The organism is Kribbella sp. NPDC051586 (assembly GCF_044453965.1).
In the GTDB taxonomy this organism is placed as follows: Bacteria; Actinomycetota; Actinomycetes; order Propionibacteriales; family Kribbellaceae; genus Kribbella.
Map to the genome: position 1 here is coordinate 772,372 of NZ_JBITDF010000003.1, position 18,107 is coordinate 790,478.

At 68.7% G+C, this 18,107-nt stretch carries 18 protein-coding genes; 15 read left to right on the plus strand and 3 right to left on the minus strand.

The features are described from left to right. Window positions 1-2: 2 nt before the first annotated feature. The 6 genes from ACIA58_RS22430 to ACIA58_RS22455 all read left to right on the plus strand — a co-directional run bounded on the left by ACIA58_RS22430 (window position 3) and on the right by ACIA58_RS22455 (window position 4,306). Window positions 3-797, plus strand: coding sequence for a metal ABC transporter ATP-binding protein (locus tag ACIA58_RS22430; protein WP_396405685.1), 795 nt, complete (start codon window positions 3-5; stop codon window positions 795-797). Between the two features lie 5 nt (window positions 798-802). Further along, complete coding sequence (locus ACIA58_RS22435) at window positions 803-1,651, plus strand: metal ABC transporter permease (protein ID WP_396405686.1); 849 nt, start codon at window positions 803-805, stop codon at window positions 1,649-1,651. A gap of 66 nt (window positions 1,652-1,717) precedes the next feature. Next, window positions 1,718-2,326 carry a hypothetical protein gene (locus ACIA58_RS22440; RefSeq protein ID WP_396405687.1) on the plus strand — a complete coding sequence of 203 codons (609 nt, stop codon included), beginning with the start codon at window positions 1,718-1,720 and terminating at the stop codon, window positions 2,324-2,326. A 68-nt stretch (window positions 2,327-2,394) separates the two neighbouring features. Further along, window positions 2,395-2,850 (plus strand): MarR family winged helix-turn-helix transcriptional regulator, encoded by a 456-nt coding sequence (locus ACIA58_RS22445; RefSeq protein WP_396405688.1) that lies wholly within the window; start codon window positions 2,395-2,397, stop codon window positions 2,848-2,850. Between the two features lie 57 nt (window positions 2,851-2,907). Further along, window positions 2,908-3,171, plus strand: a complete 264-nt coding sequence (locus ACIA58_RS22450; RefSeq protein ID WP_396405689.1) for a hypothetical protein — start codon at window positions 2,908-2,910, stop codon at window positions 3,169-3,171. A gap of 82 nt (window positions 3,172-3,253) precedes the next feature. Beyond that, the gene (locus ACIA58_RS22455) at window positions 3,254-4,306 is read left to right on the plus strand and encodes a Gfo/Idh/MocA family protein (protein ID WP_396405690.1); all 1,053 of its coding nucleotides are present in this window, start codon (window positions 3,254-3,256) and stop codon (window positions 4,304-4,306) included. Here ACIA58_RS22455 and ACIA58_RS22460 read toward each other — a convergent pair. Further along, window positions 4,300-4,899 (minus strand): TetR/AcrR family transcriptional regulator, encoded by a 600-nt coding sequence (locus ACIA58_RS22460; protein ID WP_396405691.1) that lies wholly within the window; start codon window positions 4,897-4,899, stop codon window positions 4,300-4,302. The genes ACIA58_RS22455 and ACIA58_RS22460 overlap by 7 nt on opposite strands. An 83-nt stretch (window positions 4,900-4,982) precedes the next feature. Here ACIA58_RS22460 and ACIA58_RS22465 point away from each other — a divergent pair, with 83 nt between their 5' ends. Beyond that, window positions 4,983-6,056 carry an ABC transporter permease gene (locus ACIA58_RS22465; protein WP_396405692.1) on the plus strand — a complete coding sequence of 358 codons (1,074 nt, stop codon included), beginning with the start codon at window positions 4,983-4,985 and terminating at the stop codon, window positions 6,054-6,056. A 34-nt stretch (window positions 6,057-6,090) separates the two neighbouring features. On the opposite strand, the gene ACIA58_RS22470 is transcribed toward ACIA58_RS22465, so the two are convergent. Next, window positions 6,091-6,711, minus strand: a complete 621-nt coding sequence (locus tag ACIA58_RS22470; RefSeq protein ID WP_396405693.1) for an OmpA family protein — start codon at window positions 6,709-6,711, stop codon at window positions 6,091-6,093. A gap of 192 nt (window positions 6,712-6,903) precedes the next feature. Here ACIA58_RS22470 and ACIA58_RS22475 point away from each other — a divergent pair, with 192 nt between their 5' ends. From ACIA58_RS22475 to ACIA58_RS22505, 7 genes are read left to right on the plus strand one after another with little or no spacing between them, the layout of a single operon-like run. Further along, complete coding sequence (locus ACIA58_RS22475) at window positions 6,904-8,982, plus strand: hydantoinase/oxoprolinase family protein (protein WP_396405694.1); 2,079 nt, start codon at window positions 6,904-6,906, stop codon at window positions 8,980-8,982. Further along, window positions 8,979-10,724, plus strand: coding sequence for a hydantoinase B/oxoprolinase family protein (locus ACIA58_RS22480; protein ID WP_396405695.1), 1,746 nt, complete (start codon window positions 8,979-8,981; stop codon window positions 10,722-10,724). Before ACIA58_RS22475 ends, ACIA58_RS22480 begins: the two co-directional genes overlap by 4 nt. Beyond that, complete coding sequence (locus ACIA58_RS22485) at window positions 10,721-12,049, plus strand: MFS transporter (protein ID WP_396405696.1); 1,329 nt, start codon at window positions 10,721-10,723, stop codon at window positions 12,047-12,049. The genes ACIA58_RS22480 and ACIA58_RS22485 overlap by 4 nt, the downstream gene beginning before the upstream one ends. Further along, on the plus strand, window positions 12,046-12,591 hold the full coding sequence (locus ACIA58_RS22490) for a cysteine hydrolase family protein (RefSeq protein ID WP_396405697.1): 546 nt from the start codon (window positions 12,046-12,048) through the stop codon (window positions 12,589-12,591). The genes ACIA58_RS22485 and ACIA58_RS22490 overlap by 4 nt, the downstream gene beginning before the upstream one ends. Beyond that, window positions 12,579-13,772 carry a glycine C-acetyltransferase gene (locus ACIA58_RS22495; protein ID WP_396405698.1) on the plus strand — a complete coding sequence of 398 codons (1,194 nt, stop codon included), beginning with the start codon at window positions 12,579-12,581 and terminating at the stop codon, window positions 13,770-13,772. The genes ACIA58_RS22490 and ACIA58_RS22495 overlap by 13 nt, the downstream gene beginning before the upstream one ends. After that, entirely contained in the window at window positions 13,769-14,530 is a 762-nt protein-coding gene (locus ACIA58_RS22500) for an SDR family NAD(P)-dependent oxidoreductase (protein WP_396405699.1), read from the plus strand. Before ACIA58_RS22495 ends, ACIA58_RS22500 begins: the two co-directional genes overlap by 4 nt. A gap of 35 nt (window positions 14,531-14,565) precedes the next feature. Further along, complete coding sequence (locus ACIA58_RS22505; RefSeq protein WP_396406500.1) at window positions 14,566-16,059, plus strand: CoA-acylating methylmalonate-semialdehyde dehydrogenase; 1,494 nt, start codon at window positions 14,566-14,568, stop codon at window positions 16,057-16,059. Window positions 16,060-16,095: 36 nt separating this feature from the next. Here ACIA58_RS22505 and ACIA58_RS22510 read toward each other — a convergent pair whose 3' ends face one another. Beyond that, window positions 16,096-16,851, minus strand: coding sequence for a GntR family transcriptional regulator (locus ACIA58_RS22510; protein WP_396405700.1), 756 nt, complete (start codon window positions 16,849-16,851; stop codon window positions 16,096-16,098). A gap of 95 nt (window positions 16,852-16,946) precedes the next feature. Here ACIA58_RS22510 and ACIA58_RS22515 point away from each other — a divergent pair, with 95 nt between their 5' ends. Continuing rightward, complete coding sequence (locus tag ACIA58_RS22515) at window positions 16,947-18,107, plus strand: pyridoxal phosphate-dependent aminotransferase (RefSeq protein ID WP_396405701.1); 1,161 nt, start codon at window positions 16,947-16,949, stop codon at window positions 18,105-18,107.

Below are 18,107 nucleotides of genomic sequence, written 5' to 3' on the forward strand. Positions count from 1 at the left end.
CGATGGACGTCCTGAAGTTCGACGATGCGGCGTTCGGATACGGGGGTCGGCGGTTGTGGGGCGGTCTGACGATGGACCTGCGTGCGGGTGAATTCCTGGCGATCCTCGGCGCGAACGGATCCGGGAAGACCAGCCTGCTCAAGGCGGTGCTCGGTCTGCATCCGTTGATGTCCGGGACCATCCGGGTCGCGGGCGCTCCGCCGCGTCGGGGCAGCGCCCAGATCGGTTATGTGCCGCAGCAGCGGCGCATCGACACGCTCACGCCGCTCCGAGCGCGAGACGTCGTCGGGCAGGGTCTCGACGGCCATCGCTGGGGCATCGGGCGACCGGATCGGGCGCGGCGCCGGCGGATCGACGAGGTGCTCGGGTCGGTCGGCGCGTTCGAGTTCGCCGACCGGCCGATCGGAGTGCTGTCCGGGGGAGAGCAGCAGCGCGTTCGCATCGCGCAGGCCCTGGCCGCCGATCCGGAGCTGCTGATGTGCGACGAGCCGCTGTTGTCGCTGGATCTCAACAGCCAGCGCGCGATCTCGGGACTGGTCGACCGCCGACGCCGTACGCACGACACCGCGATCGTCTTCGTCACCCACGACATCAACCCGGTGCTGCCGTACGTCGATCGCGTGCTCTACCTGGCCGACGGACGCTTCCGGACCGGGACCGTCGACGAGGTGATGACCTCGAGCACCTTGACCGACCTGTACCGATCGCCGGTCGAGGTGGTCCGTTCCGGCGGCCGGGTGCTGGTGGCGGGTATTCCCGAGGACACACACCACGCGCCGGTCCAGCGGGCCGGGTGAGGTCGGTGCTCACGGCAACAGTATCGGCGTGGCACCAGATCTTCGACTTCGCCAACTACGGCGACCTGCTGGCCCTGGTGCGGAACTCGATCCTCGCCGGGGTGGTGCTCGGCATCGTGGGCGGGCTGATCGGCGTCTTCGTGATGATGCGCGATCTGCCGTTCGCCGTTCACGGCATCAGCGAGCTCTCGTTCGCGGGTGCGTCGGGCGCCTTGCTGCTGGGGTTGAACGTGGTCGCGGGCTCGCTGGCCGGGTCGATCCTGGCCGCGGTGCTGATCGGCGTACTCGGCAGCAGGGCGCGGGATCGCAACTCGATCATCGGGGTGCTGATGCCGTTCGGGCTGGGGCTCGGGGTGCTGTTCCTTGCCTTGTACAAGGGCCGGGCGGCGAACAAGTTCGGTCTGCTGACCGGGCAGATCGTCGCGGTCGACACTCCGCAGCTGTCCTGGCTGGTCGTGACCGGTGCCGTCGTACTGATGGGGCTCTTGATCGTGTGGCGGCCGCTGATGTTCTCCAGTTCGGACCCGGAACAGGCCGCTGCCCGCGGTGTTCCGGTTCGGCTGCTGTCGCTGGTTTTCATGCTGCTGCTCGGGCTGGGCGTCGCGATCTCGGTGCAGATCGTCGGTGCGCTGCTGGTGCTGAGCATCGTGGTCACTCCCGCGGCCGCCGCACTCCGGATCGCTGCGTCGCCCTGGCTCGTGCCGGTGCTGAGCGTGCTGTTCGCAACCGTGTCCCTCGTCGGCGGCATCCTCCTGGCGCTGGGCGGCAGCCTGCCGATCAGTCCCTACGTCACCACGATCTCGTTCCTGATCTACCTCACCTCCAGAGTCCTCGCGAGCCGCCGCTCTACTTGACGATCGTCGGGATGTCACACGCGGAGCACCTCTCTTGTCTTCATTAGTGGGAGATAGGGGAGTGTGATGGGTTCCAGGTCGCAGCGTCGGGCCGAGTTGTTCGTCGTGATGCAGTTGCGGCGGCTCGGGTTCGGGCGGAACCCGTTGCGCCGGCGGGTCGACCGGATCGAGGCGGCGTTGCTGCTGACCGCGCTGACAGTCGCTCTGCTGGTGATCCCCGCGGCGGCAGCCATCGGTACGACGATCCGCGACCGCAGCGAGCAGTCCGCCGCGGCAGCCCGCGCCGCAGCCCACCCGGTGCACGCGCGGACGCTCGAGAGCGCCGCCGACGCTGTCCCGTCGACGCTCGGCCTCAGCACCACGCTGGTCCCGGTCCGCTGGTACGACGCGTCCGGGTCGGCCCACGAGGGCCAAGCAGACGTCCTGATCGGGACCGCGGCCGGTGCCGACCTCACGATCTGGCTCGACGAGACCGGCGCCATGACCCGCGCCCCGCACTCACCCGGCGACAGCGCGACCCTGGGCACCGCTGTCGCGCTCACCCTGCCGATGCTCGCCTGGCCCACGATCTTCGCCTTGTTCTGCCTGGCCCGCCGACCGCTGGACCGCCGCCGCGCCGACGCCTGGGCCCGCGACTGGAAACAGACTTCACCCCGCTGGACCGGCCGGTCATAGGCTGGTTGTCGCACTAATCGTTAGTGCAGTGCGATAGCCTCGAGGGACGACGTCTGATGGAGGTCCCCTTGATTGACTTCGGCGATATCGACCCGCTGGAGCTGGAGAACCAGGTGTGCTTCGCGCTGGCCGTGGCCGCGCGCAGCGTGATCGCGGTGTACCGGCCCTTGCTCGAGCCGATGGGCCTGACCCACCCGCAGTACCTGGTGATGCTCGCGCTGTGGCAGCACGCGCCGCTGTCGGTCAAGGAGCTCGGCAAGCTGCTGCAGTTGGAGCCGGCGACACTGTCACCGCTGCTGAAACGGCTCGAGGCAAGCGGGTACGTCGAGCGTCCGCGTGCGCGCACCGACGAGCGCGCGCTCGCCGTCACCCTGACCCCGGCGGGTTGGCGGTTGCGCAACGAGGCCGAGAAGATCCCGGCGGCGATCGTCGGCCGGCTGGGCATGGAGGTCTCCGAACTCCAGCACCTCCGGCAGGTGCTGACGCAGGTGATCGCCGCCGCGAACGTGGCGAACGCTAAATAGTGTGTGCACTAATCATTCGTGTACGATGAAGATGTGCGCCGCAGAACTCCGAAGCCTATGAACATCGAGACGGTCCAGCGTTGGGTCGTCTCGGTCATCCTGTTCCACGTCGGCAGCGTCCCTGCCGTCACACTGGCCGTCTACAGTATCGGCGTCGCCCGGGCGGAGTACGGGCGAGGCGTCGGCCTCTGGCTGATGTCCGGGGTGATCGGCGTTCTCACGGCCGCCGGCATCCTCCTGATCTTCCAGCGGTCGCTGCGTTCGCTCTGGCTCGTTCTCGGCATCCTGCCCACGGTGATCACCGGCTTCTACGTCCTGTGACGCGCCACCGGTTGGCAAGCGCTTGCCGAACTGGCATAGGGTGAGTGGCAATCGAAACGTTGCCGAGCCGGGAGGAATCCGGGTGACTTCCACGCAGGCTGTCAGGTTCGCCGCCGTCGGTCTTGATCACGCGCACATCTTCGGTCAGATCGCCGGCCTGATCGGGGCCGGTGCGGAGTTCGTCGGGATGGCGACCGACGATCCCGACGCCGCGATCGCGACCCGTGTCCGGGAGCGGTACCCGGATGTTCCGGTAGTCGCCGATCCGGAGGAGCTGCTCGGCCGGGCCGGGATCGACCTGATCGTGACCGCCGCCGTACCGGACCGGCGGGGACCGATCGCCGTCGCCGCGCTGCTGGCCGGCAAGGACGTCGTGACCGACAAGCCCGGCTGTGTCAGCCTCGACCAGCTGGACGAGATCGAGAAGGCGGTCGGCCAGAGCGGCCGGTTCTGGTCGGTGACGTTCTCGGAGCGGTTCGAGGTGCCGAGCGTGATCAAGGCCGGCGAACTCGTCCGCGAGGGCAAGATCGGGACCGTGGTGCAGACGCTGGGGATCGGGCCGCACCGCGTCGGCGACCGCGGCCACCTCGGCGGCGGAGCCGGGCGCCCGGACTGGTTCTACGACAAGGCGCGGTACGGCGGCATTCTCACCGATATCGCCTCGCACCAGATCGACCAGTTCCTCTGGTTCACCGGCGCGCGGACCGCCGAGGTCGTCGCCAGCACGGTCGGGAACTTCGCGAACCCGGACGAGCCGGGCCTGCAGGACTTCGGCGAGATCCTCCTGCGCAGCGAGAACGCCCAGGGCTACATCCGCGTCGACTGGTACACCCCGGCCGGCCTGCCGACCTGGGGTGACGGCCGGCTGATGATCCTCGGCACCGACGGCTACATCGAGCTCCGCAAGTACGTCGACATCGCGGGCCGCGACGGCGGCGATCACCTGTTCCTGGTCAACCAGGAAGGCACGCAGTACATCGACTGCTCGCAGGTGCAGACCACCTACTACGCCGACCTGATCCACGACGTACAGGAGCGGACCACGACGGCCGCGCCGCAAGCCCACACCTTCGAGACCATGCGCCTGGCTCTGAAGGCCCAGCAGCAGGCAGCGGTCCGCGGCGCAGCTCAGTGATCTGAGGGCGGCCACAGGGCCTTGAGAGCGGTGGGGGTGTCTGCCACCGCCTCAGGGCCCAGGAGCGCCAGTTGAAGGAGATGGCCGACCAGTACGCCGATCATCACGCCGGCCAGGGCTTCTGCTGACGGATCGGCCGGAAGGGCCGCCGTCCGCTGGTGCCGGCTGATGACCTCGGCGAGCTCGGTCCTGAGGGTGGAGAGCATCTGGCCGAAGGCCATGCCGATCCGTGGGTTGCTGAGCGACTCCGACCAGGCCTGGACGCCGATCCCGGCCAGTCCGGTGTCCTGGTTCTTCAGTGTGATGAGCTCCACAGCGGCGGCGAGAACGGTCCCGATCGACTCGCCCGGGCGTTCCTCGGTGACGGTCCGGATCAGCTGCGCCACCTCCCGCATGTTGTCCTCGGCGATCGCGAGCACGATGTCTTCCTTGCCGGGGAAGTAGCGGTACACCGCGCCGGAGGACAGTTTCGCCTCGGCGAACAGGTCGTTCATCGAGGTCGCGTGGAAGCCGTGGCGGAGGAACGCGCGCCGGGCCGCGTTGAGGATGTGCTCGCGGCGGGCATCGCGATAGCGGTCGGAAACTTTGGGCACGGATCGAGTATAGTCGAAAACGAACGTTCATTGTCGTTTGGCGCGTGAGGCGTGCCGATCATCCGATCGAGAGGCGCAGGAAAGTGCCCAAGAATCCGCTCGTACACCATCCGCCGTGGCGGCAGTTGCTCATCCTGTCGGTGCTGGCTCCGCTCGTGGTCAGTCTCGCGGTGCTGATGTTCACCTGGCCGGCTTCGCGGACCGCGGCGCGCAGCCTGCCGGTCGGCGTCGTCGGCACCGGTCTCGGCACGCAGCAGACGGTCGAGAGCCTGACGAACGCCGCGCCGGGCGCGTTCGAACTGCATCTGTACGCCGACGACGCGGAGGCGCGTGCTGCGATCGCCGATCGTGAGGTGTACGGCGTGTTCGAGATCTCGTCCCGCCGGTTCACCGTGCTGACCGCGAGCGCCGCCGGTCCGGCCGTCGCTCAACTGCTGACGTCGACCGCCCAGCAACTCTCGGCGCAATCCGCTCCACGACCGGTCCTGAAGTCGGTCGTGCAGGACGTCGTTGCGACTTCGGGCGATGATCCACGCGGCGCGATCTTCACTGCCGCGATGACGCCGTTGGTGCTGGGCGGCGTGATTCTGGCCGTCATGGTGGCTGTCATGGTCGGATTCCGGCCCGCGTGGCGAGAGATCCTGGCGCTCGCGTTGGTGTCGGGCATCACCGGCGTCGGCGTACATCTGGTGGCCCAGGACTACGTGGGCGCTCTGCCCGGCGACCGGATCGAGACCTGGGCTTCGTTGTCGCTGATGCTGTTCGCGATCAGCAGCACGGTCGCCGGCCTGGCGGCATTGCTCGGGCCGGGCGGGGTCGCCGCCGGAGCGATCGCGATGGTGTTCGTCGGCAATCCGTTCTCGGCGGTCAGTTCGGCGCCCGAGTTGCTGCCGAGGGCGGTAGCTGAGCTTGGTCAGCTGATGCCACCGGGCGCCGGGGCGAATCTGCTCCGCAGCGCCGCGTACTTCGACGGACACGGCGCCTCGCAGCACATCGTCGTTCTGCTCGCCTGGAGCGTCGCGGGCATCGCAGCAATCGCCGAAGGCCATCGCCGGGTGGCTCGCCGCCAATCCGCCCGCCACAGCGCGGACCCACTCCCCGAAACCTCGCTCCACGACGCCCTGACCCTGACCGAACAGGACTCGAGCGTGGCGTAACCACTTGTGATGACCTGACGGTGCTGTGGTGTCGTCAGATCACGTCCGGGCAGAGGCCTGCGCGGCCGGCGGTTACTTCGACGCGGCGGTTGAGCGCTCGGCCGTCCGCGGTCAGGTTGGAGCGGATCGGCTTGGTCGGACCGAGGGTCTGGACGGTGATGACGAACTGTCCCTTGGGCCGGGAGGCGGCCGGTAGCTTCGCGACCTGCCGGCCCAGCTCGTCGGCCAGCGCCTTGGTGACCGCTTCCGCGCGTCGCTGGCCGAGCGCGCCGAACCGGGCCGGCTCGCCGAGCTCGTCCTCGTGCCCGACGATCGTGACGCTCAGACAGTCGACGTTGCCCATCGGCCCGTCCCGGAGCAGATCCTTGGCAAGCTGCACGATCATCCGCCGGTGGACGGCGGTGAGCGCCGCACCTCCGTAGGCGAACCGCGTGAACAGCCGCGCTCCCGCCGGCGGCGGCACCGGATCGAAGAAGTCCGCGTCGTACTCGAACTCGCGCGCCTCGTTCCAGGCCCGCCCGCGCACGATCCGGATCCGCACCCGCGCCGGCTCCTCGTACTCGTACTCATCCTCGAACTCATCCTCGAACTCATCCTCGAATTCGTCTTCGAACTCGTACCCGGCTCGCAGCCCGAACCCTCGTGACCTGACCATCGCCCGCCCCTCTCCGCACCTGGACCTCACCGTAGGCCGGGCCCCGCACCCGGGGCAGCCGCCTACCCGGGCGACACCCGATCGAGGTAGCAGAAATGCGCTGCCCCACGTAGAACAGCAACTGGGTCTTGCTGATATCTTAAGAGGCTCCTACTGTGATCCCAATTGCTTCGTTCAGCGAAGGAGATCTCAGTGCCTCCGAGTCATGAACCTCGAGCTGTCGGCTGGCGGATCGCCGCCGATATCGGTGGGACCTTCACCGACGTCATCGCGCTGGGCCCGGCCGGCGAAGTCGTTCCGATGAAAGTCCCCTCCACTCCTCCCGACTACGGCGCAGGTGTGGTCACGGCGACGACCGACGTGCTGTCCTCGGCCGGCGCACCGCACGACTCGGTCATTGCCATGCTGCACGGCACGACCGTGGCCACCAACGCGATCCTGGCGATGAACGGCGCCCGTACGGCGGTCGTCACCACCCGCGGCTTCCGGGACGTGCTCGAGCTCGGACGGCTTCGCCGGCCGGTGCTCTACGACCTGTCGTGGTCCAAGCCCACGCCACTGGCCCGGCGCCGCAACCGCTACGAGCTCGACCAACGGATCGCCGCGGACGGGCACCTCCAGCCGCCGGCAGCCGAGGACGAGATCCGCACGCTGGCCGCGCGGCTGCGTGCGGATGGGATCGAAGCGGTGGCTGTCTGCCTGATCAACTCGTACGTGCGTCCGGACGAAGAGCGGCGCGTGGCCGAGTTGCTGCGCCGCGGGCTGCCCGGTGTCTTCGTCACAGCGTCGGTCGACGTTTCCCCGCAATTACAGGAGTTCGAGCGCACGAGCACCGCAACGGTCAACGCGTACGTCGGTCCCGCCGTGCACGGGTACCTCACCCGGCTGGAGGCCGGACTGCGAGCCGTCGGGGTGAGTGCCCCGCTCCTGGTGATGCAGTCCAGCGGGGGACTGCTCGACGCGGCCTCGGTGGCTGAGCGGCCCGTCCAGATCATCGAGTCGGGACCCGCGGCGGGCGTCACCGCCGTACAGAACCTTGCGCAGCTGATCGGCTTGTCCAGTGTGGTCGCGTTCGACATGGGCGGGACGACGGCGAAGGCGTCGCTGATCGAGGACGGCGAGCCGTTCGTCTCGGCCGACTACGAGGTCGGCGGCGGCATGAATGTTGCCCGAGGCCTCAGCTCCGGCGCCGGCTATCCGGTCCGGACCCCGTCGATCGACATCGCCGAGGTCGGCTCAGGCGGCGGCAGCATCATCTCGGTCGACGCGGCCGGCGCGCTGCACGTCGGACCGGCCAGCGCCGGCTCGATCCCCGGCCCGGCCTGCTACGGACATGGCGGTGAGCTGCCGACGCTGACCGACGCCAACGTCATGCTTGGCTACCTGAGCCCGCGATCCCTTGCTGGGGGACGCGTTGCGATGCACCCCGACCTGGCGGCGAAAGCCTTGTCCGTGGTCGCCGATCAGCTCGGGTCCGAGGTGGCGGAGGCGGCGCGTGGCGCCTACCAGGTGGCAGTGTCGAGCATGACGACCGCCGTGAAGGCTGTGACCAGCGAACGCGGCCGGGACCCGCGCGAGGCGACGATGGTCGCGTTCGGCGGCGCCGGTCCGCTGTACGCCGCCGCGCTGGCTCGCGAACTCGGTATCTCGACCGTCATCGTGCCCGTGTACCCCGGCCTGTTCAGCAGCCTCGGCCTCCTCGTCGCCGACACCGAACGCCACGAGCTCACGCCGTACCGGTCCGAGTTCGCGGATGCCGGCGTACTTGCCGCCGAGTTCGAGCGGCTCGCAGCCAAGGTGGGCGACCAGCTGGGAGCGGACGCGGTCGTGGATCGCCTGCTGGACATGCGCTACCGCGGCCAGCGGTTCGAGTTGCGGATCCGGGTGCCCGACGGCGAGCTCACCGATGACCTGCTGGCTGAGGCGCTGGCGAGGTTCCATGCCGAGCACGAGCGTACGTACGGTCGCGCCGGCACCGACGACCTGGTCGAACTCGTCAACCTCCGGGTCCGCGGCCGGCTGCGCACATCGGTATCCATCGAGGAGGTGTTGAGCCGTCCCGACACCGCCGTACGGCACCCCGGCACCCGTGAGTGCCGGTTCGACGAAACGACGACCACGCCTGTCGTCGGTCGGTCGGATCTCGGCGCCGAGCCGGTCGACGGACCGATGGTGATCGAGGACATGGACGCCACGACCCTCGTCCCGCCCGGCGCGCGGGTGCACCTGGACCGGTTCAACAACATCGTCATCACCTGGGGTGCCGCATGATCCGCGACGCAGTCACCTTCGAAGTCTTCCGCAACGCCGTCACCGGGATCGCCGACGAGATGGCGATCACCATCCTGCGGACGGCACACTCCCAACTCGTTGCCTCTAGCATGGACTTCTCGGCGGCGCTGTGTGATGCCGGGGGCAGGGTGATTGCCCAGGCCAACACGCTGCCGTTGCACCTCGGTTCGATTCCCGGCGCGATGGAGGCGATCTTCGACGAGTTCGGCGGGCGGATCCGTCCGGGAGACATCTACCTGCTCAACGATCCGTCGCTGGGCGGCATGCACCTGCCGGACATCTTCGCGGTCGCTCCGGTCTTCGGCGAAGGGGTCCTGCTGGGCTTCTCCGTCACGGTCGTGAACCACACCGACGTCGGCGGCTGGGCGGCCGGCTCGATGGCCGTGCAGTCGACGAGCATCTTCGCCGAAGGCGTGCAGATCCCGCCGTCGCGGCTGGTCGATGCCGGCACCGTGAACGACACGTTCCTGCGGTTGATCCTGCGCAACGTCCGCGAACCCGAGCTCCTGCGCGGTGATCTCGAGTCCCAGCTGGCGGCCTGCCACACGGGAGCCGAAGGTCTGCGGGCGCTCGCGGCCCGGCACGGCGTCGTACGGCTCAACGAGCTCATCGACGAACTGCTCGATTACTCGGAGACCCTGCTGCGCGCCGCGCTGGCCGAAGCGGTCCCGGGTACGTACGAGTTCACCGACCACATCGACGACGACGGCCTCGGCTCCGGGCCGATCCCGCTCTGCGTGAAGGCCACGTTGTCCGATTCGAGGATCGAGTTCGACTTCACCGGGTCCTCGCCGCAGGTGGACTCCGCGCTCAATGCCACGGCCCCGTTCACCCGCTCCGCGGCGTACGCCGCGCTGCAGGGAATGCTCGCCGCGGACATCCCGGCCAACAGCGGGTTCTACCGGCCGTTCAGCTTCGTCATCCCGGAAGCCTCGATCCTGAACGGCCGGCGACCGGCAGCGCGCGGCGCCCGTGGCCTGGTGGGTTTCCGGCTCGTCGACGCGGTGCTCGGGGCACTCGCCCCGGTGTTCCCCACCCGGGTACCGGCTGCCGGCGACGGGGGACCCGACGGGATCGCGATCGGCTTCGTCGGCCCGGACGGTGAGTCCTTCGTCCTGTGGGATCCGCTGTCCGGAGCCTGGGGCGCCCGTCCCGATCGCGACGGTGTGGACGGGATCAGCTCACTGGGCGCCAATCTGACCAACACGCCGGTCGAAGAACTGGAGACCTCCGGCCACATCCGCATCGACGGCTACGGCTATCTCCCGGACTCCGGTGGGGCCGGACGCTGGCGCGGGGGATTGGCGACCTTCCGGGACATGACTCTGCTTGCCCCCGAGGCCAGCGTGCAGATCAGGTCCGACCGGCGGAAGTTCCTGCCGTACGGGCTGAATGGCGGCGCACAGGGAACGCCCTCGCTCAATGTGCTCGACCCGGACGGCGACGGCGAACGACTGCTGGAGTCCAAGCCACATTTCGTCATGACCGCGGGAACCCGCCACCGGCACGTGACAGCCGGCGGGGGCGGCCACGGCCTGCCCTTCGAGCGCGATCCGGAACACGTCCTCGAAGACGTCCTCGACGGCAAGGTCACGCACGCGGGTGCCGAACTGGACTACGGCGTCGTGATCACAGCGGACGGCGTGATCGACACGGACGCCACCGCCGAGCTGCGCGACGGGACACCCCATCACCACTCACGACGAGGACTTGTCCGATGAGCACAACCGCCGCTGTCATCCAGGATTCCGTCGCGCCACGCACCTGGCGCAAAGTCAGCCTCCGGATCATTCCGCTGGTCGGCCTCGCCTACGTGGCGAGCTACACCGACCGCGCCAACCTCGGCTACATCGCCGCACCGATGAAACGCGACCTGCACCTGGACGGCAGCCAGTTCGGCCTCGCGGCCGGCCTGTTCTTCATCGGCTACGTCCTGGTCGAGGTGCCGAGCAACCTGATGCTGCGACGGTTCGGCGCGCGCAGGTGGATCGCCCGGATCATGATCACCTGGGGACTGATCACGGCCGCGACGGCAGCTGTCACCTCGGCGCCGATGCTGTACGTCGCGCGGCTCCTGCTCGGGTTCGCCGAAGCCGGCCTGGCCGCCGGGATCCTGCTCTACCTGACCAACTGGTTCCCGCGCCGGCAGCGGTCCTGGGCCCTGTCCCTGTTCATCCTGATGATCCCGGTGTCCTCGATCATCGGCTCCCCACTGGCCGCCGCGGTGATCAAGTGGGGGCAGAGCCTGCTCGGAATCACCAACTGGCGGGCGCTGTTCCTGGTCGAGGGCGTGCTCACGGCCATCGTCAGCGTGCTGATCTTCGCCTTCCTGCCCGACCGCCCGGAGAACGCGCGGTGGCTCGATCAGCAGGAGAAGGCGGCCATCGAGACCACACTGGCCGCCGAGGCCGCCGAACAGCGCGCCCACGGTGCGCTCACCGGGCTCCGCGACGCGCTGACCAGCGGCCGCGTCTGGGCGATGGCCGTGTGCTGGTTCGCGATCGCCTTCGGCCTGTACCCGATGGCGTTCTTCCTGCCGACGATGATCGCCACCATCACCAAGGGAATCGGCGGCGCCGCCGACGTGAGCAGTGTGCTGCTGTCCGCGATCCCGTACGCCGTTGCCGCGGTCGCCCTGCTCGGCTGGGCGCACTTCGCGTCCCGGCGGAGCGCGGTCACGGCGACGCTCGTACCGATGGGCGGCGGTGCGGTGGGGTTGCTGTTGGCAACCTTTGCGCACAGCGGGACGTTGTTCGTACTCGCGGTCTGCCTCAGCGTCGCCGGGATCATCACCGCGATGCCGCAGTACTGGCGGATCCCGGCGATCGGCCTGACCGACGCGGCCGCGGCGTCCGGCATCGCCTTGATCAACTCCGTCAGCAATATCAGCGGTTTCGTCGGCCCCTACATCACCGGATGGATCTCGGACGCGACCGGCAGCTTCACCTATGCGCTGCTGACCATCGCGATCATCATGATCGGCGGCATGGGCGTGCTACTGACGGTAGGACGACGGATGGAAAGCCTCGACGGGAGACTGGCATGACGCGAGCACTCGTCATCGGAGACGTCCAGCAAGGCATCACGGCCAACTTCCCGTTCGCCCAGCACGTCGTGCCACCGCTCACCGAACTCCTGCCGCGTGCGCGCGCCGCCGGTCTGCTGGTCGTGTTCGTGCGGTTCGCCTTCCGTGTCAACGGGACCGATCTGCCACCGGACAACGCGTTGTTCCGGTCGTTCTTCGATGCCGGCGACATCTTTCACGAGGGAACGGCGTCGACCGAGGTGGCCTTGCCGGTCGAGGCAGCGGATGTCGTCGTACTCAAACGCCGCGCGAGTGCGTTCGCCGGCACCGATCTCGACCTGGTCCTGCGATCGGCCGGCGTCGACGCGCTCGCGATCGCCGGAGTCGCGACCAGTGCGATGGTGGCCGCGACCGTGTACGACGCGGCCGACCGCGGCTACCACCTGACAGTCCTGCGCGACGGCTGCGCCGACGGCGATCAGGCGATGCACGACTTCTTCATGGACACGGTCTTCCCCAGCCGGGGAGTCGACGTCGTACCGTGCTCCGGATGGCCGGCGTGAACGCCGGATTGCTCGACCGCCTCCGGACCGAGCTCGCCGATCGCCGTACGACGACCGGGCTGCGTCGCGATCTCGTGGTCTCGGGCCCACAAGGACCGATGCTCGACGTGGCCGGCGAGAAGCTCGTGAACCTTGCCTCGAACGACTATCTGGGGCTCGCAAGCGACCCGGAGGTCATCGAATCGGCCCAGCGGGGGCTGCGCGACGAGGGACTCGGAGTCACCGCAGGTCGTGTGCTCTGTGGCTCGCGCGCGATCCACAGCGAGCTCGAGGAGAGCATCGCGGCGCTGGTCGGCGTTGAAGACGCGGTTCTGTACAGCTCTTGCTTCGATGCGAATCTTGGAGTCTTCGATGCCCTGCTGGGTCGGGACGACGTCGTCATCAGCGACGAGCTCAATCACGCGAGCCTGATCGACGGCATGCGCCTGGCGCCGGTACGGCGACACGTCTTCGCGCACGCCGATTTCGACGACCTGGAGCGCTGTCTCGCCAAGTGCGCGGGTGCACGGCATCGGCTCATCGTCACCGACGGTGTCTTCAGCATGGACGGGGACATCGCCGCACTGCCCAAGCTCGCGGAGTTGGCGCAGTACTACGACGCAGCGCTGCTGGTCGACGACTCGCACGCCACCGGTGTGCTGGGCGAGACCGGCGCCGGCACAGCAGAGTACTTCGGACTGACGGGCAGCGTCGACGTACTGACGGGGACGCTCGGCAAGGCGCTCGGGGGCGGTGCGGGAGGCTTCGTTGCGGGTTCGCATGCCGTCGTCGAGACGCTGCGCCAGGTGTCGCGCCCGTACATCTTCACGAACGCGATGGCGCCTCCGCTGGCGGCCGCGGCCGTGACGGCGATCCGGATCGCGCGGAGTCGTCCTGAGCTGCGGCAGCGCTTGGCCGCGAATACTGCCTGGTTCCGTGAGGCGTTGGGCGAGCTCGGGTACGACGTACTGCCTGGGCAGCATCCGATCATCCCGGTGATGCTGCGGGGCGGATCGTGGGCTCGCGACGTAGCTGGCGCGCTCCTCGCTGAAGGCGTGCTCGCCTTCGCGCTCTGGCATCCGGTGGTGCCGGCCGGAGAGGAGCGGATCCGGGTGCAGATCTCGGCGGCGCACACCGCCGACCAGCTCGAAGCGGCGGCTGCTGCCTTCGATCGTGTGCGCAAGTTCGTGGACTGCGCATGACCATGGTCCAAGCACCGACGAGTGTCGACAGCCGCGAGTTGGAGGGCCGGGTCGCGGTCGTCACCGGCGGCGCCAGCGGCATGGGCCTGGCGACGGTGCACGCCCTGGCCCGTCGCGGCGCGACCGTCGCGGTCTTCGATCGCGTGGAGCCGAGTGACCGCCCGCAGCAGTCGATCCGGCCGGTCAGCGTGGACGTCACCGATGGCGACCAGGTCGAGAGTGCGTTCGCCTCGGTGCTGGCGGAGCATTCCCGGCTCGACATCCTCGTCAACGCGGCGGGCATCGCGCCGCCGGCCACGTTCGAGCAGATCACCGAGGACGAATGGAACCGCGTCCTCGGCGTCAACGTGCACGGGACCTTCCTGTGTTGCCGGCGAGCAGTTGCCGCGATGCGAACCGGTGGCTGGGGCCGGATCGTCAACTTCTCCTCCACGGCCGGCAAGACGATCAGCACAGTCGGCGGTGCGCATTACACGACCGCCAAGCACGGGGTACTCGGGCTCACCCGGCACCTGGCCAAGGAGTACGGACCCGACGGAATCACGGTGAACGCGGTGTGCCCAGGCCTCATCGACACCCCGATGGCCCGCGCCCTGCTCCCGGCGGAGTCGCTCGAACGCGCCACCCGGTCCTTCCCGGTGCCGCGCGTCGGGCAGCCGTGGGAGGTTGCCGAGCTCGTCGCGTTCCTCGCTTCCGACCGGGCGGCGTACATCACCGGTGCGGCCGTCGACATCAACGGCGGCGACCTCATCGTCTGACCATCTACCAGAGAGCGAGCAGTTCTGTGAGCACAGTGACAGTCAGGACGATCCAGCACCGCATCGGCGGCAAAGAGACCGCGGGTACGTCGCGACGTACCGCGCCGGTGTGGAATCCGGCCACCGGCGAGCACCAGGCCGAGGTACTGCTGGCCGAGCCGGAGGACGTCGACGCCGCGGTGCTGGCAGCGGCAGCCGCGCTGCCGGGGTGGGCCGACACCTCGGTGATGCGCCGGTCCCGGCTGATGTTTGCCTTCCGCAACTTGGTTGAGAAGAACCTGGACGAGCTGGTGCGGATGGTGTCCTCCGAGCACGGCAAGGTGCTCGACGACGCCAGGGGAGAGGTGATCCGCGGGCTGGAGGTGATCGACTTCGCTTGCGGGATCCCGCAGTTGCTCAAGGGGGAGTACTCCGACCAGGTGTCGACCGATGTGGATCTGTTCTCGTTCCGTCAGCCGCTCGGTGTGTGCGCCGGGATCACGCCGTTCAATTTCCCTGCCCTGGTAGGGATGTGGATGCATCCGATCGCGATCGCGACCGGCAACACGTTCGTGCTCAAGCCGTCCGAGCGCGACCCGTCGGCGTCGAACTTCGTCGCCGAGCTCTATGCGGAGGCCGGTCTGCCCGACGGCGTCTTCAACGTCGTGCACGGCGACAAGGTCGCGGTCGACGCGATCCTCGATCATCCGCAGATCGCCGGGGTGTCGTTCGTCGGCTCGACGCCGATCGCGCAGTACGTGCACGAGCGCGCGACTGCGAACGGCAAGCGCGTCCAGGCGCTCGGCGGTGCGAAGAACCACGCCGTCGTCCTGCCCGACGCGGATCTCGATTCGGCCGCCGACCACTTGATCGCGGCCGCGTACGGCTCGTCGGGCCAACGCTGTATGGCGATCTCGGTCGCGCTGGCGGTCGGTGACGCGGCCGAACCGCTCGTCGAGCGGGTCCGCGAGAAGGCACAGGCGGTCAAGGTCGGGCCGGGGCACGAGCCCGCGGCCGAGATGGGACCGGTTGTCACGCGGGAAGCGCTCGAGCGGATCACGGGCTACATCGCCTCGGGGGTCGAAGCGGGTGCGGAGCTGGTGGTGGACGGGCGCCGGCCCGACGTACTGGGCAACGGGTACTTCGTCGGCCCGACCCTGTTCGATCACGTCACGCCGGAGATGGAGGTGTACCGCGACGAGATCTTCGGGCCGGTCCTCGTCGTCGTCCGCGTCGACTCGCTGCAGGACGCGATCGGTCTGATCAACGCGAACCGCTGGGCCAACGGAACCGCGATCTTCACCTCGAGCGGTCGGGCGGCGCGGGTCTTCCAGCGTTCGGTCCAGGTCGGGATGGTCGGGATCAACGTCCCGATCCCGGTGCCGATGGCGTTCTACTCGTTCGGCGGCTGGAAGGACTCGCTGTTCGGCGACCACCACGTGCACGGACCCGAAGGCATTGCCTTCTACACCCGTGCGAAGGCGGTCACCACCCGCTGGCCCGAGCCGGACGAGCCGCGCGGAAACCTCAGCTTCCCGACGGCGGTCTGAGTCAGGTGTCCTGGGTCGGAGGTTCGGCTCAGGACACTAGCGCGGCATCTCGATGTTGGCCCGGCTGACGGATGCGCTCATCGCCAGCACCTTGAGTACGTCGCGCCGGACCCGCTCGCAGCGTTTGCGGGTGGCCTCGTACGTGCCGTCGGCGTCCCGCGCCCGCAGCCGCTCGAAGATGGCCTGCAGCTCGCCGGGCGGGCTGACGATACCGGGATCGATCAGCTCGGCCATCCGGAGCACCCGCTCGAGCTCGTCGAGGACGTCCACGATCGCCTTGGCCAGCCGGCCGTTGCCGCTGAAGTTCGCGATGATCGCCTCGAACTCGATCCCGGCCAGCAGCGAGTCCTCGAGCTCGACCTCACCCGCTGCGAACGCGAACGGCACCTTCGACAGCACCTCGAGCCGCTCGAGTGCAGGCGCCCCGATGCCCTGATTCGCGGCGGCGACGGCCGCCTCGCAGGACAGCAGCGTGCGCAGGGCGCAGAGGTCGTCGGTGTCCTGGAGGGTGATCGGGCTGACAACGTAGCCGGCGCGCGGTAGCGCGTTGACCAGGCCGTCGCGGCGCAAGCGGGCGAGCGCCTCGCGCACCGGCGTCTTGCTGATCTGCCATTGCTGCGCGAGCGACGTCTCGGTGAAGCTGCTGCCGGGCGACAGCGTCAGATCGATGATCTGCCGCCTGATCGCACGGTAAGCCTGGCTGGTGCGGTCGAGGCCGCTGTCCTCCATGCCGACCAGCAGGAGCGCGGGGATATGAGGCGTTCCCGTGATGACGGAGTTGGGTTGGCGCACCATCTGACCGTACCACTCCGGACCGTTGATACAGCAGATCGGCTCAATGTCGGCCAAAAGAGATATTTAAACACTGCAGTGATATCTTAAGACCTATGCAGCGTAGCGGCGATGCCTGGGTCCTGCCCGCAGGTGGCGTTCCGGTGATGGGCGCGATGCGCACCCGTGAGCGTGCGGCGCGGAGCGCGCGGGACGGCGTACGGATGCTGCCGCTGGCTGGAGCGCCGGTCCTGCAGATGCCGGAGCACGTACGGCGTGCGGTCGCGGAGGCGATGAATCAGCCCGATCCGCGCGACAGCCGCGGCCTTCCTGAGCTCCGGGCGGCAATCTCGACCGAGCTCGAGCGGCATCACGGCCTGCAGGTCGATCCCGAGCGGCGCGTGCTCGTGACTCACGGAGCGATGCACGGCCTGTCGCTCGTACTGCGAACGGTGCTGGCGCCGGGCGACGAGGTGATCGTGCCGACCCCGACCTTCTTCTTCGACGAGTTCCTTCGCGAGGCCGGCGCGAAGCCCGTGTACGTCCCGTCCCACGAGCGCGAAGGCTGGGCTCTCGACGTATCCCGCCTGGAGGCTGCGATCACGCCGAACACGCGCGCCGTACTGCTCTGCAACCCGAACAACCCGACCGGTAATTTGCCCGACGCCGCCACCATCGAGGCGGTCGTCGAGTTGGCGGCGTGGCACGGGCTGCTCGTCATCTCCGACGACTCCTGGCAGCACTTCACCTTCGACGGCCGCCGGTACCAGCCGGTGGAGGCCTTCGCCGATCGCTGGCCACACCTGGTCACGGTCATGAGCCTCAGCAAGTACTACGCCCTCGCGACCTGGCGGGTCGGGTACGTCGTCGCGCCGCCGTCGATCGTCGACGCGCTCGAACGGCGACTGCAGTGGGAAGCGGTGTGCTGCGGAGCGGTTCCGCAGTACGCCGCGGTCGCCGCCCTGACCGGTCCACGCGACTGGCTCGATGACGCGCTCTCGACCTACCAGGGCAAACGCGACCTGATCTGCGAGGGCATCGCCGGGATCGGTCTCACTCCACCGGTGCGTCCCGGGGCCGGCGCATTCCTGCTACTCGACTGCTCTCGCCTCGCAGCGACGCCCGACGCCATCGACCAGGCCCTCCTGCAGAACGGCATCGCAGCGGTCCGCGGCGCCGACATGCACGCCCCGTCCACCCACGTCCGCCTGACCTTCGGCTCAAGCCATGAAACCCTGACCACCCTGGTCCACTCGCTGGGTCGTCTAGTGGAATAG

What these genes read in the sequence shown, in the direction of transcription:
- ACIA58_RS22430 (WP_396405685.1), top strand. Translation starts at nt 3, where the DNA reads ATGGACGTCCTGAAGTTCGACGATGCGGCGTTCGGATACGGGGGTCGG.
- ACIA58_RS22440 (WP_396405687.1), top strand. Translation starts at nt 1,718, where the DNA reads ATGGGTTCCAGGTCGCAGCGTCGGGCCGAGTTGTTCGTCGTGATGCAG.
- ACIA58_RS22450 (WP_396405689.1), top strand. Translation starts at nt 2,908, where the DNA reads ATGAACATCGAGACGGTCCAGCGTTGGGTCGTCTCGGTCATCCTGTTC.
- ACIA58_RS22470 (WP_396405693.1), bottom strand. Translation starts at nt 6,711, where the DNA reads ATGGTCAGGTCACGAGGGTTCGGGCTGCGAGCCGGGTACGAGTTCGAA.
- ACIA58_RS22480 (WP_396405695.1), top strand. Translation starts at nt 8,979, where the DNA reads ATGATCCGCGACGCAGTCACCTTCGAAGTCTTCCGCAACGCCGTCACC.
- ACIA58_RS22485 (WP_396405696.1), top strand. Translation starts at nt 10,721, where the DNA reads ATGAGCACAACCGCCGCTGTCATCCAGGATTCCGTCGCGCCACGCACC.
- ACIA58_RS22490 (WP_396405697.1), top strand. Translation starts at nt 12,046, where the DNA reads ATGACGCGAGCACTCGTCATCGGAGACGTCCAGCAAGGCATCACGGCC.
- ACIA58_RS22495 (WP_396405698.1), top strand. Translation starts at nt 12,579, where the DNA reads ATGGCCGGCGTGAACGCCGGATTGCTCGACCGCCTCCGGACCGAGCTC.
- ACIA58_RS22500 (WP_396405699.1), top strand. Translation starts at nt 13,769, where the DNA reads ATGACCATGGTCCAAGCACCGACGAGTGTCGACAGCCGCGAGTTGGAG.
- ACIA58_RS22515 (WP_396405701.1), top strand. Translation starts at nt 16,947, where the DNA reads ATGCAGCGTAGCGGCGATGCCTGGGTCCTGCCCGCAGGTGGCGTTCCG.